14 protein-coding genes are annotated in these 11,747 nt (G+C 66.9%); all 14 read left to right on the top strand.

Annotated features, from left to right (window positions below; genetic code table 11):
* Nucleotides 1-57 precede the first annotated feature (57 nt).
* Entirely contained in the window at nucleotides 58-309 is a 252-nt protein-coding gene (locus tag ACVDHE_RS13590) for a DUF3343 domain-containing protein (RefSeq protein WP_213038530.1), read from the top strand.
* Complete coding sequence (locus ACVDHE_RS13585) at nucleotides 306-1,430, top strand: aminotransferase class V-fold PLP-dependent enzyme (protein WP_458884859.1); 1,125 nt, start codon at nucleotides 306-308, stop codon at nucleotides 1,428-1,430. Before ACVDHE_RS13590 ends, ACVDHE_RS13585 begins: the two co-directional genes overlap by 4 nt.
* A 110-nt stretch (nucleotides 1,431-1,540) precedes the next feature.
* Nucleotides 1,541-2,452 carry a diadenylate cyclase CdaA gene (cdaA, locus tag ACVDHE_RS13580; RefSeq protein ID WP_249539293.1) on the top strand — a complete coding sequence of 304 codons (912 nt, stop codon included), beginning with the start codon at nucleotides 1,541-1,543 and terminating at the stop codon, nucleotides 2,450-2,452.
* Nucleotides 2,439-3,761: a CdaR family protein gene (locus ACVDHE_RS13575; protein WP_458884858.1), complete on the top strand. Its 1,323-nt coding sequence runs from the start codon at nucleotides 2,439-2,441 to the stop codon at nucleotides 3,759-3,761. Before cdaA ends, ACVDHE_RS13575 begins: the two co-directional genes overlap by 14 nt.
* A 16-nt stretch (nucleotides 3,762-3,777) precedes the next feature.
* Complete coding sequence (locus ACVDHE_RS13570; protein ID WP_458884857.1) at nucleotides 3,778-4,185, top strand: SoxR reducing system RseC family protein; 408 nt, start codon at nucleotides 3,778-3,780, stop codon at nucleotides 4,183-4,185.
* Entirely contained in the window at nucleotides 4,185-5,090 is a 906-nt protein-coding gene (locus ACVDHE_RS13565) for a DUF5685 family protein (RefSeq protein ID WP_325227607.1), read from the top strand. The genes ACVDHE_RS13570 and ACVDHE_RS13565 overlap by 1 nt, the downstream gene beginning before the upstream one ends.
* Nucleotides 5,087-5,725: a DnaJ domain-containing protein gene (locus ACVDHE_RS13560; RefSeq protein ID WP_458884856.1), complete on the top strand. Its 639-nt coding sequence runs from the start codon at nucleotides 5,087-5,089 to the stop codon at nucleotides 5,723-5,725. Before ACVDHE_RS13565 ends, ACVDHE_RS13560 begins: the two co-directional genes overlap by 4 nt.
* 24 nt (nucleotides 5,726-5,749) lie before the next feature.
* The gene (locus ACVDHE_RS13555) at nucleotides 5,750-6,631 is read left to right on the top strand and encodes a YicC/YloC family endoribonuclease (protein WP_213038524.1); all 882 of its coding nucleotides are present in this window, start codon (nucleotides 5,750-5,752) and stop codon (nucleotides 6,629-6,631) included.
* Between the two features lie 7 nt (nucleotides 6,632-6,638).
* Nucleotides 6,639-6,896 (top strand): DUF370 domain-containing protein, encoded by a 258-nt coding sequence (locus ACVDHE_RS13550; RefSeq protein WP_213038523.1) that lies wholly within the window; start codon nucleotides 6,639-6,641, stop codon nucleotides 6,894-6,896.
* Between the two features lie 4 nt (nucleotides 6,897-6,900).
* Entirely contained in the window at nucleotides 6,901-7,497 is a 597-nt protein-coding gene (gene gmk, locus ACVDHE_RS13545) for a guanylate kinase (RefSeq protein WP_325227613.1), read from the top strand.
* An 87-nt stretch (nucleotides 7,498-7,584) separates the two neighbouring features.
* Nucleotides 7,585-7,782 (top strand): DNA-directed RNA polymerase subunit omega, encoded by a 198-nt coding sequence (gene rpoZ, locus ACVDHE_RS13540; RefSeq protein WP_249539292.1) that lies wholly within the window; start codon nucleotides 7,585-7,587, stop codon nucleotides 7,780-7,782.
* A gap of 20 nt (nucleotides 7,783-7,802) precedes the next feature.
* The gene (gene priA / locus ACVDHE_RS13535; RefSeq protein ID WP_458884855.1) at nucleotides 7,803-10,235 is read left to right on the top strand and encodes a replication restart helicase PriA; all 2,433 of its coding nucleotides are present in this window, start codon (nucleotides 7,803-7,805) and stop codon (nucleotides 10,233-10,235) included.
* A 69-nt stretch (nucleotides 10,236-10,304) separates the two neighbouring features.
* Nucleotides 10,305-10,805, top strand: coding sequence for a peptide deformylase (gene def, locus ACVDHE_RS13530; protein WP_325227619.1), 501 nt, complete (start codon nucleotides 10,305-10,307; stop codon nucleotides 10,803-10,805).
* Between the two features lie 4 nt (nucleotides 10,806-10,809).
* Nucleotides 10,810-11,724, top strand: coding sequence for a methionyl-tRNA formyltransferase (gene fmt, locus ACVDHE_RS13525; protein WP_458884854.1), 915 nt, complete (start codon nucleotides 10,810-10,812; stop codon nucleotides 11,722-11,724).
* The last annotated feature ends 23 nt before the right edge of the window (nucleotides 11,725-11,747 follow it).

The following is an 11,747-nucleotide window of genomic DNA, read 5'->3' as shown; positions in this document are numbered from 1 at the left end:
CCCCACACGCACCTTCCGCACGCTCCCCCATACAATGGGGAGAGAGGAGGAGTGTCTGTGGAGCACTATTTGATTATCGCCCGCTCCGTCACCTACGCCCAGCGGATGCAGCGGGCTCTGAGCCGCTCGGGCATCCGGTGCCGGATCTTCCGGGCCCCCAGGGACCTGACGGACCTGGGCTGCGCCTATGCCGTGGAGATCGCCGCAGGCGATCTGTCCGCGGCACTGCCGGTCCTTCACGGGGAAGCGCTGAACCCCGTTCAAATATTCCTGTCCCAGCGGGGTACCTTTCGGGAGGTGACCCCATGATCTATTTTGACAGCGCGGCCACCACGTTTCAAAAGCCCCGGACCGTGTCCGGGGCCATGACGGACGCCCTGGCCACCATGAGTTCTCCCGGCCGGGGCGGCTATGGCGCCGCTATGGCCGCGGCGGACGCCGCCTTCGCCTGCCGGTCGGAGCTGGCAGAGCTGTACTACCTGGAGAGCCCGGAGCAGGTGGTGTTCACCATGAACGCCACCCACGCACTGAACATCGCCATCAAGTCCCTGGTGCCGGTGGGGGGGCGGGCCGTGATCTCCGGATATGAGCACAATGCCGTCACCCGCCCTCTGGCGGCCCTGCGGGCGGAGACGGCGGTGGCCGCCGGGCCCCTGTTCGACCCCGGGGCCGTGGAGGCCGCCTTCGCCCGGGCCGTCACATCCCAGACCGACGCGGTGATCTGTTCCCACGTCTCCAACGTCTTTGGCTTCATCCAGCCGGTGGAGGCCATCGCCGCACTGTGCCGCAGCCGCGGGATCCCCTTTGTCATCGACGCCTCCCAGTCTGCCGGAGTGCTGCCGCTGGACATGGCGGCCCTGGGGGCCGCCTTCATCGCCATGCCCGGCCACAAGGGGCTCTACGGCCCCCAGGGCACCGGTGTGCTGCTGTGCGGAAAGGACGTGGAGACTGCCACGCTGCTGGAGGGCGGCACCGGCAGCATGTCCCTCCAGCAGGCCATGCCGGACTTCCTGCCCGACCGGCTGGAGGCCGGGACCCACAACATGCCCGGCATAGCCGGGCTCCTGGCCGGGGTTCGGTTTGTCCGCAGCCGGGGGGAGGGCGCCATCTGCCGCCATGAGCGGCTGCTGGCTCTGGCGGCGGCGGAGGGACTGCGGCGGCTGCCCGGCGTCCGCGTCTATGCCCGGCCCGACCTGGCGGATCAGACCGGCGTGGTCTCCTTCACGGCAGAGGGGCAAGAGCCGGAAAGCCTGGCCGCGGCTCTGGCGGAGCGGGACATCGCCGTGCGGGCGGGGCTCCACTGCGCGCCCCTGGCCCACCGGACCGCCGGCACCGTGGATACGGGCACGGTCCGTGCCAGCTTTTCCCATTGGAACACCCCGGAGGAGGTGGGCCGATTCCTGTCCGCCATGGGGGATATCCTCCGTTGATTTTCTGAACAGACCGTGAATTTTCGCCCCGTTCGCCTTGCAATCCACAGGTATATTTTATATAATACAATGTATTGTATTCATGGCCTGAAAGGGATGATGACGTCAACATGCGACCCACGATCACCTTCGCGGAGCTGTCGGCGGAATTGGCAGAGCTGCCGATCCGCATTGGGCGGTATCTGCTGACCGTACAGGTCACCGACATTCTGGACATCGCCATCCTGGTGTTCGTCCTGTATAAAATTCTGGCCCTGATGCGCACCACCCGGGCTGCCAGCCTGCTCAAGGGCCTGTTCGTGTTCTTCGCGGCGCTGCTGCTTTCCTATGTGCTGCAGCTCAACAGCATCTACTATCTGATGAGCCGCATGGTCCAGGTGGGCGTGCTGGCCCTCATCATCCTCTTCCAGCCGGAGATCCGCCGGATCCTGGAGGAGATGGGCTCCCGCCGCTTCATCGGCTTTTTCAGCCATATGGAGGGCGGCAGCACCATGGAGCAGACCATCGGCCAGACGGTGCTGGCCTGCACGGAGATGTCCCAGACCCGCACCGGCGCCCTGATCGTGTTCGAGCGGGAGATTCTGCTGGACGACATGGTCCGCAGCGGCACCATGCTGGACGCCGCCGTGTCCAGCGAGCTGCTGAAGAACATCTTTTTCGTCAAGGCTCCCATGCACGACGGCGCCGTCATCATCCGCCACGGGCGGATGCTGGGGGCCGGCTGCATGCTGCCCCTGAGCAAAAATGTGAACCTCAGCCGGGACCTGGGCATGCGGCACCGGGCCGGCATCGGTATGAGCGAGAACTCCGACGCGGTGGTGGTCATCGTGTCGGAGGAGACCGGCTCCATCTCCGTGGCCATCGGCGGGATGCTCAAGCGGCACCTCAAGCCGGAGACCCTGGAGAACCTCCTGCGGAACGAGCTGCTCCCGCAGGAGGAGTCCGACGGGGACAAGCAGCGCTTCGGCCTGGCCCGGCTGCTGCGCACCGGAAAAGGAGGTGGCGGCAATGACGGAACGTAACAAGAAGATGGACAAGCAGAAGATCATCTTTTTGGTCCTGTCGTGCCTGGTCGCCGTGACGCTGTGGATTTTCGTGGATGTGACCGGCGGGGAACTGGTGGAGATCGAGATCAAGGATATCCCCATCGAATACCTCAGCACCGACACGGTCCTTGCCCAGCGGGGACTGATGCTGCTGGAAGAGGGCACCACCCAGACTGTGGATGTGAAGCTGGTCGCCACCCGCTGGAACAGCACCAGTCTGGACCGCTCTGCCGTCCGGGCCTCCGCGGATCTGATCGACGTGACGGAGACCGGCACCCAGCGGGTCACCATCAGTATCTTTTACAATAATGAAGCCGAGGGCATCACCAAGAAATCCACCTCTCCCTCCATGGCCACCGTCAACATCGGGGAGCTCTACCACAAGGAGGTGGAGGTCCGCTGCGAGCGGGTGGGCACTGTGGCCGAGGGCTACTCCGCCGGTGAACTGCAGCTGTCTCCCTCTGTGGTAGAGATCCGGGGCCAGCAGGAGGACATCGATCCGGTCAGCTACGTCAAGGTGGTCCTGAACTATGACAACGCCACCTCTACCGTCACCGAGGATCTGGAGTTCCAGTACTACGATGAAAACGACCAGCTCCTCTCCGGCGAGGGCATCCATCCCACTGTGGACACCATCACGGCCACGCTGCCGGTGAATGTCGCCAAGGAGCTGACGCTGACCATGGACTTCCTGGAGTCCCCCGGCGCCCGTCTGCGGAACGTGGAGTACAACATCGAGCCCAGGAGCATCCTGGTCTCCGGCGACGCGGACTTGCTGCGGGACGTGGAGACCATCGTGCTGGACGAGTTCGACCTGGCCTCCCTGGACGACAACACCCGGTACAGCTACACCATCCCGCTGCCGGAGGGCTGCGAGAACCTCAGCGGCGTCACAAAGGCCACGCTGACCATCTCCTTCAAGGACATGAAGAGCGTACCGCTGACCACCACCCGCATCCAGTGTGAGAACGTACCGGCCGGAAAGACCGCCAGCATCCTCACAGAGCAGCTGACGGTGATCATCTTCGGCACCAGCGCCGACGTGGACGCCGTCACCGGCGACGATCTGGTGGCTGTGGCGGATCTGACGGATTTCAGTGCCGCCGCCGGGACCTACACCGTGCCCGTGACCATCCGGTCGGAGAAGGGGGACCTGGGCGTCAGCGGGACGTATCAGATCCGCGTCACCCTGCGGGACGGGCAGGAGGAGACGCCGGACCAGGAGGAACCGCCGGAGGAGGAGACCCCCTCCGGCGGGGAGACCGGAGAGCCCTCCCCAACATAAAGGAGAACGAAGAAACATGACCCAAATCGCAACAGTAGAACGTCTCTTGGCCGGGGATTACGCCGTGATCTCCGTACCACGGAAGTCCGCCTGCGGGCACGACTGCGAGGAGTGCGCCGGCTGCGGCGTCACCGGCGCCGCCGTGCAGGCCCGGGCGGCCAACCCCATCGGGGCCAAGCCCGGGCAGAAGGTGGTGGTCCAGAGCGACACCCAGAAGATGCTGGGCATCGTGGCCCTGGTGTACCTGACGCCGGTGGTACTGTTCCTGGTGGGATACTTCGCCACCATCGCTGTGGCCAGCGCACCCATCCGCTACCTGGTTGGCGGTATCGGCTTTGTTCTGGGCATCCTGATCGCCGTGGCCTACGACCGCCGGCTGCGCAGGCAGGGCGGCCTCCGCTTCACCATCGTCCGGCTGTTCTGATGGTCGGCTATGTGCGTCCGCCTCTGGGGGAGCTGCCCCAGGCGGAGACGGAGCGGTTCCGCCGGGCCTACTGCGGCCTCTGCCATACCCTGGGCCGGCGGTACGGCCTGACGGAGCGGTTTATCCTGAACTACGATTTCACCTACCTTGCCATCCTTCTCTCGGACCGGGAGGAGGGGGCGCCGGAGCGGTCCCGGTGCCCGGTGAGCCCCCTGCGCCCCAGGGAGTTCCAGCCTGAGACACCGGCCCTGGCTCTGGCCGCGGACGAGAGCGTGATCCTGGCCTGGTGGCAGGCCCGGGACGGCGTGGCGGACCACGGCGCACTCAAGGGACTGCCGTACCGGGCTGGCGGCGCCGCTTTGCACCGGGCCTACCGCCGGGCGGCGGAGCGCCGTCCCCGGTTCGACCAGGCCGTGCGGCGTCAGCTGGAGATCCTCTCACGGCTGGAGGCGGAGAACTGCCCGGCCCTGGACCCGCCGGCAGACGCCTTTGCAGCGCTGCTCTCCGGTGCCGCAGCGGAGGTGGATGATCCCATTCGCCGCCGGGTGCTGGAGCAGATCCTCTACCACCTGGGCCGCTGGGTATACCTGGTGGACGCGGCGGACGATCTGAAAAAAGACGCCGCCTCCGGGAATTATAACCCCGTGGCACTGCGCTACGGCCTGAGAGACGGCGTCTGGACGGCGGAGGCCCGGCAGGCGTTTTCCGCCACACTGGACCACTCCATCCGCATGATGACCACCGCCTATGAGCTCTGGGACTTCGGCGTATGGTCGCCCCTGCTGGAGGCCACCTTCTACGGCAGCCTCTTCCAGGTGGGCCGGGCGGTGCTGGACGGCACCTTCCGGGCGGCGGTCCGGGGCAGATACAAAGAGAAACACAAGAATGTTGAGGAAACCACATGAACGATCCCTACAAGATCCTGGGTGTGCCGGAGACGGCCACGGATGCGGAAGTGAAAAAGGCCTATCTGAATCTGGCCAGAAAGTACCATCCGGACAATTATCATGACAATCCCCTGGCGGACCTGGCTCAGGAGAAGATGAAGGAGATCAACGCCGCTTACGAGCAGATCACCAAGGAACGGGGCAGCAAGGGCGGCGGGTCGTCCTCCTCGTCGGCCTCCGGCTACGGCGGCAGCTATGGCGGATACGGGGGATACTCCGGCTCCTACGCGGGCTCCAGCTCCGTATTGCAGCAGGTGCGCATCGCCATTTCCACCGGCGATCTGACCCGGGCGGAGGCGCTGCTGGCCAATTACAGCGACCACAACGCCGAGTGGAACTTTCTGCGGGGGGCCGTGTGCTACCGCCGGGGCTGGATGGACGAGGCCCACCGGTATTACCAGACCGCCTGCCAGATGGACCCGGGCAACGCCGAATACCGCCGGGCCCTGGAGTTCATGGACCACGCCGGAGAGACCACCTACCACCCGGAGGGGCGCCCCTTCGGAACCGATATGTGCACGGCCAACCCCTGTCTGACGCTGTGCTGTGCCTATACCCTGTGCAACGGCGGCGGCTACTACTTCTGCTGCTGAGCCAGGTGAAAGGGAGGAAGAACCATGATCAAAAGCATGACCGGCTACGGCCGGGCCCGGCAGACTCTCAACAAGCGGGACATCACCGTGGAGGTCCGCTCCGTCAACAACCGGTATCTGGACTGCACGGTGAAAATGCCCCGGATGTACGCCTTCGCCGAGGACGCGGTGAAGCAGACCGTGCAGAAAAGCGTCTCCCGTGGCAAGGTGGACGTGTTCGTCACTGTGGACGCCTCTGCCGCGGATGTGGCAAAGGTCACGGTGAACCGGGAGCTGGCGGCTCAGTACGCCGCCGCCTTGGGAGAGCTGGCGGAGGTCTGCGGCCCCACGGCCTATAAGGTGACGCCGGAGACCCTGGCCCGCTTTCCCGATGTGCTGACCGTCACCAAGGCCGACGAGGATCTGGAGACCGTCAGCGCCGATCTCTGCGCCGTACTGGAGGAAGCCCTGGCCGCCTATCACGCCATGCGTGCCGTGGAGGGACAGAAGCTGGCCGAGGACATCGCAAACCGCCTGGACGCCATCGAGGCCTATACCGCCCAGGTGGAGGAGCGGTCCCCCCAGACCGTGGCGGAGTACCGGGCCAAGCTCACCGCCCGGATGCAGGAGGTGCTGCAAAGCGCCACCGTGGACCCCCAGCGCATCCTGACCGAGGCCGCCATCTACGCCGACAAGGTGGCCGTGGACGAGGAGACCGTGCGCCTGCGGAGCCACGTGGCCCAGCTGCGCACCATGCTCCAGAGCGACGAGCCCATGGGCCGGAAGATGGACTTCCTGATCCAGGAGGTCAACCGCGAGTCCAACACCATCGGCTCCAAATGCTCGGACGTGGCCATCGCCCAGGTGGTGGTGGGCCTCAAGGCCGAGGTGGAGAAGATGCGCGAGCAGGTCCAGAATGTGGAGTGAGGCGGCCATGAAGCTCATCAACATCGGCTTCGGCAGCCTGGTCTCCGCCCAGCGGGTCATCGCCGTGGTGGGGCCGGACTCGGCGCCCATCAAGCGCATGATCCAGGAGTCCCGGGAGCGGGGCATGCTGATCGACGCCACCTACGGCCGCAAGACCGCCTCCATCTTCATCATGGACAGCGACCATGTGATCTTATCGGCCCTGCCGCCGGAGCGGTTCGGCCAGCGGCTCCAGGGAGAGCCAGCTACTGAGGAAAGGGATTGAAACCATGCGAAAAGGCAAGACGTTCATCATTTCCGGCCCCTCCGGCGTGGGCAAGAGCACGGTGCTCGCCGCCCTGCTGGAATCCCGGAAAAACCTGTACTTCTCTGTCTCCGCCACCACCCGCGACCCCCGGCCCGGCGAGCTGGACGGCGTCCACTACCACTTCATGGACGTGGACTCCTTCCGCAAGTGGATCGCCAAGGAGCAGTTCCTGGAGTACGCCGAGTATGTGGGCAACTTCTACGGAACGCCCAAGCGCTATGTGGACGAGGCCATGGAGCAGGGCAAGGACGTGATTTTGGACATCGAGGTCCAGGGTGCCATCCAGGTCACCAGCAAGCGGCCCGACGCGGTGCGTATCTTCATCGCCCCGCCCAGCTGGTCGGAGCTGGAGCGGCGCCTCACCGAGCGGGGCACCGACAGCCCGGAAAAGATCCAAAAGCGGCTTCTGCGGGCCAAGGTGGAATTCCAGACGGCCCACACCTACGATTACTTCGTCATCAATGACACGGTGGAGAACGCCGTGGGCGAGCTCAACGCCATCATGACGGCGGAGCACTGCAAGCCCCGGGAGCGGATGGAGATCATCAACGGCCGCTGAGGCCCGTTTTCCCCGGTTTTCCCATACAAAATTTGACCGCCTGAACAGGCAGAATGGATGTGTTGTGTTATGATGCTGTATCCCGCTATGAACAAACTGACCTCTTATGTGCCCAACCGCTACATGCTGGTGAATGTGGTGGCCCGCCGGGCCCGCCAGATCGCCGACGCCGCCGAGGCGGCCGAGGAGCATCTGGAGGAAAAGCCCGTCACCATGGCCATCAACGAGGTGGCTGAGGGCCGGCTGGACGCCAGGGGCATGGATCTGACCATCCGGGAGGACTGAGACACGGAGGAGGGCGAGGCATGGAGACCGCTGTCATCGTAAAGGTCGCGGTCAGCGCCGCGCCCTATTCCATTGATAAGCCCTATGACTATCTGGTGCCGGAGCCGTGGCTGGAAGCGGCCCTGCCCGGCGCCCGGGTCACGGTCCCCTTCGGCCGGGGCAACCGCACAAGCGAGGGGCTGATCCTGGCCCGGGGCGAGGGGGAGAAGATCCCCGGCCTCAAGCCCCTGACGGCGGTACTGGACCCTGAGCCGGTGCTGGACGCGGACGGCATCGCCCTGGCGCTGTGGCTGCGGGGCCGGTACTTCTGCACGGTATTCGAGGCGGCCAGGACGCTGCTGCCGGCGGGGCTGTGGTTCCGCCTTCGGGAGATCTGGCAGCTGACAGAGCCTGTTTCGGAAGAAGGGCTGTCCCCGGCGGCCCGGGCGGTCCTGGAGGCGCTCCGCGCCGCCGGCGGCCGGGCGGAGCAGGCGGCTTTGGAAGCGGCCTGCGGAAGCGGCGCGGGCAACCTGCTGCGGGCACTGGAGAAGGAGGGGGCTGTGGTCCACGAGACCGACGCCCGCCGCAAGGCCGGAGACCGGATGCGGTTCATGGCCGGCCTGGCGGCGGACGCCGGAGAGGCCCTGGACCAGCTGGCCCACCGCCGGGCACCGGTTCGCCGGGCGGTGGTGGAGCTGCTCTCCGCCTCCGGGCCCATCCCCGCTGCCGACGTATGCTATTTCACCGGCGCCGCCATGTCCACGCTGCGGGCCATGGAGCGGGCCGGCCTCGTGACCCTGACGGCGGAGGAGGAGCTGCGGGTTCCCACGGACACCGCGGCGCCGGAGCCCCCCGCCGTGCTGACGACGGAGCAGGCCGCCGCCTATGCGGCCATCCGTGCCCTGGCGGACACGGGCAGGCCGGAGGCGGTCCTTTTGCAGGGCGTCACCGGCAGCGGCAAGACCCTGGTGTATCTGCACCTGGTGGCCGATGCCCTGGAACGGGGGCGCACCGCGCTGGTGCTGGTGCCGGAGATCGTGCTGACGCCCCAGATGATGCGCCGCTTCTCCGCCCGGTTCGGAGACACCGTGGCCATGATCCACAGTGCCCTGCGGGTGACGGAGCGGTACGACCAGTGGAAGCGCATCCGCCGGGGGGAGGTCAAGGTGGTGCTGGGCACCCGCTCAGCGGTGTTCGCGCCGCTGAAAAACCTGGGCCTCGTTATTCTGGACGAGGAGCAGGAGAGCGGCTACCAGTCGGAAAACGCCCCCCGCTACCACGCCCGGGACGTAGCCAAGTACCTCTGCGGCCGGGACAAGGCCGTGCTGGTGCTGGGCTCCGCCACCCCGTCGGTGGAGACCGCCTGGGCGGCGGAGCAGGGCGTGTATCACCGGGTGGAGCTGACGGAGCGCTACAACCGCCGTCCGCTGCCGGAGGTGGTCATCGCCGACCTGCGCCAGGAGATCCGCAATGGCAACAGCGGCTCCATCGGCGCGGTGCTGCGGCGGGAGCTGGCGGAGAACCTGGACCGGGGCGAGCAGAGCATTTTGTTTCTCAACCGCCGGGGCAGCAGCCGCATGCTCCTTTGCGGAGAGTGCGGCGAGGTACCCCAGTGTCCCCGGTGCAGCGTGCCCCTGACGTATCACTCCGCCAACGGGCGGCTCATGTGCCACCACTGCGGCCACTCTGAGCGCTCGCCGGAGCGGTGTCCGGTGTGCGGAGGTCTTTTGAAGCACGTGGGCAGCGGCACTCAGAAGGTGGAGGAGGAGCTGCGGCAGCTGTTTCCCGGGACGGAGGTCCTGCGGCTGGACGCGGACACCGCCGCCTCCGGCCACGAGCCCATCCTGCGGCGGTTCCGGGAGGACCGGGTGCCCATCCTGCTGGGCACCCAGATGGTGGCCAAGGGCCTGGACTTCCCCGGCGTGACGTTGGTGGGTGTGCTGGCGGCGGACCTGAGCCTGTACGTGGACAACTACCGCGCCGCCGAGCGGACCTTCAGCCTGCTGACCCAGGTGGTGGGCCGGGCCGGCCGGGGCGGCAGCCGGGGCCGGGCGGTCATCCAGACCTACGCGCCGGAAAACGACGTGATCCGCTGCGCCGCCCGGCAGGACTATCAGAGCTTTTACCAGGGCGAGATCCGGATGCGGCGGCTGCGCCGCTGCCCGCCCTTTGCAGATCTCTTCACCTTCACCGTCTCCGGCCCCGAGGAGGGCGCGGTGCTCCGCGCCGCCGCCCGGGTGCGGCAGGCCCTGGACGGGCTGTGCGCCGCGCCGGACATGGCGGATACGGAGGCCCTGGGCCCCGCTCCGGCACCGGTGGTGAAGCTGAACAACCGCTATCGGTATCACTGCCTGCTGGTGGGCCGGAACGACGCCGCTGCCAGGGCCCACATCCGTGCCCTGCTGCGGGACTTCGCCGCCGACCGGGCCAACCGGGGCATCCATTTGTTTGTGGAGTGCAACAGCATGGAATAATATACGGCGGGGCGCCGCGGGCGTCCCGGGGCCGGAGACGGCCCATGGATCAAGGGAGGTTTCAGACATATGGCTTTGCGGAAAATCGTGGAACAGGGTGAGGAGTGCCTGGAGAAGGTCTGCCGCCCGGTGACGGAGTTCAACCCCCGGCTGCACGCGCTGCTGGACGATCTGATCGAGACGCTCTCCGACGCCAACGGCGCCGGACTGGCTGCGCCCCAGGTGGGGGTGCTGCGGCGGGTGTGCGTGGTGCTGGACGAGGGCTCCGAGGAGTATATCGAGCTGGTGAACCCGGAGATCGTGGCCACCAGCGGGGAGCAGACCGGCCTGGAGGGCTGCCTTAGCGTGCCCGGCAAGTGGGGCATCGTCACCCGGCCCAACGTGGTCCGGGTCCGGGCCCAGGACCGCTACGGCCGCCCCTTCGAGGTGGAGGGCGAGGGCCTTACCGCCCGGGCCTTCTGCCACGAGATCGAGCATCTGGACGGCCACCTGTTCGTGGAGCACGTGGACCACTTCCTCTCCGACCAGGAGCTGCGGGAGTATCTGGAGCGGGAAGAAGAGGGGGAGTGAACCCATGCGCATCCTGTTTATGGGCACGCCGGAGTTTGCCGTAGCCTCCCTGCGCCGCCTGGTGGAGGCGGGGCACACCATCTGCGGCGTGCTGACCCAGCCGGACAAACCCCGGAACCGGGGCCATAAGGTGACCTTCTCTCCTGTGAAGGAGTACGCCTTGTCAGTCGGCCTGGACGTGTACCAGCCCGTCACGCTGCGGGACGAGGCCGCGTTGGAGCTGGTGAAGGGCCTGGCGCCGGAGCTGACGGTGGTGGCGGCCTACGGAAAGCTGCTGCCGGAGGCGATCCTGACCGTGCCGCCCCTGGGATCCATCAACGTCCACTCCTCGCTCCTGCCCAAGTACCGGGGCGCGGCCCCCATCAACTGGGCCATTTTGAACGGGGAGGAGACCACCGGCGTCTCCATCATGTATATGGCGAAAGCCCTGGACGCCGGAGACGTCATTTTGCAAAAGTCCACCCCCATCGGCCCCGATGAGGACGCCCCGGCCCTGACGGCGCGCCTTGCCCAGCTGGGGGCGGAGGCCCTCAGCGAGACGGTGGCCGCCCTGGCGGCGGGCACCGCGGCCCGGACGCCCCAGAACGAGGCGGAGATGACCTATGCGCCCATGCTGGGCCGGGAGCTCTCTGCCATGGACTGGACCCGGAGCGCGGCGGCCATCAGCTGCCAGGTCCGCGGGCTGATCCCCTGGCCCTGCGCCCAGGCGGAGATCGCCGGGACGCGGTTCAAGGTCTACCGCACCGCACCGGGCGGCGCCACGGACAAGGCCCCCGGCACGCTGCTCTCCGCCGGAAAGCAGGGCATCGAGGTGGCCTGCGGCGACGGGCGGAGCCTGTACCTGACGGAGATCCAGGCCGAGGGCGGCAAGCGCATGAGCGCCGCCGCGTATCTCCTGGGCCACCCCATGGAGGTCTGACATCGCTGTTTGATAAAAGGGCG

This window comes from Dysosmobacter sp. Phy (assembly GCF_054476235.1).
Note: the sequence above shows the minus strand (reverse complement) of the source record. Positions and strands in the feature narration are given on the sequence as shown.

Excerpts from the sequence above, each read along its gene's own strand:
- ACVDHE_RS13550 (WP_213038523.1), top strand. The coding sequence starts at position 6,639 with ATGAAGCTCATCAACATCGGCTTCGGCAGCCTGGTCTCCGCCCAGCGG.
- ACVDHE_RS13570 (WP_458884857.1), top strand. The coding sequence starts at position 3,778 with ATGACCCAAATCGCAACAGTAGAACGTCTCTTGGCCGGGGATTACGCC.
- rpoZ (WP_249539292.1), top strand. The coding sequence starts at position 7,585 with ATGAACAAACTGACCTCTTATGTGCCCAACCGCTACATGCTGGTGAAT.
- gmk (WP_325227613.1), top strand. The coding sequence starts at position 6,901 with ATGCGAAAAGGCAAGACGTTCATCATTTCCGGCCCCTCCGGCGTGGGC.
- cdaA (WP_249539293.1), top strand. The coding sequence starts at position 1,541 with ATGCGACCCACGATCACCTTCGCGGAGCTGTCGGCGGAATTGGCAGAG.
- ACVDHE_RS13585 (WP_458884859.1), top strand. The coding sequence starts at position 306 with ATGATCTATTTTGACAGCGCGGCCACCACGTTTCAAAAGCCCCGGACC.
- def (WP_325227619.1), top strand. The coding sequence starts at position 10,305 with ATGGCTTTGCGGAAAATCGTGGAACAGGGTGAGGAGTGCCTGGAGAAG.
- ACVDHE_RS13560 (WP_458884856.1), top strand. The coding sequence starts at position 5,087 with ATGAACGATCCCTACAAGATCCTGGGTGTGCCGGAGACGGCCACGGAT.
- ACVDHE_RS13555 (WP_213038524.1), top strand. The coding sequence starts at position 5,750 with ATGATCAAAAGCATGACCGGCTACGGCCGGGCCCGGCAGACTCTCAAC.
- ACVDHE_RS13565 (WP_325227607.1), top strand. The coding sequence starts at position 4,185 with ATGGTCGGCTATGTGCGTCCGCCTCTGGGGGAGCTGCCCCAGGCGGAG.
- fmt (WP_458884854.1), top strand. The coding sequence starts at position 10,810 with ATGCGCATCCTGTTTATGGGCACGCCGGAGTTTGCCGTAGCCTCCCTG.
- priA (WP_458884855.1), top strand. The coding sequence starts at position 7,803 with ATGGAGACCGCTGTCATCGTAAAGGTCGCGGTCAGCGCCGCGCCCTAT.
- ACVDHE_RS13575 (WP_458884858.1), top strand. The coding sequence starts at position 2,439 with ATGACGGAACGTAACAAGAAGATGGACAAGCAGAAGATCATCTTTTTG.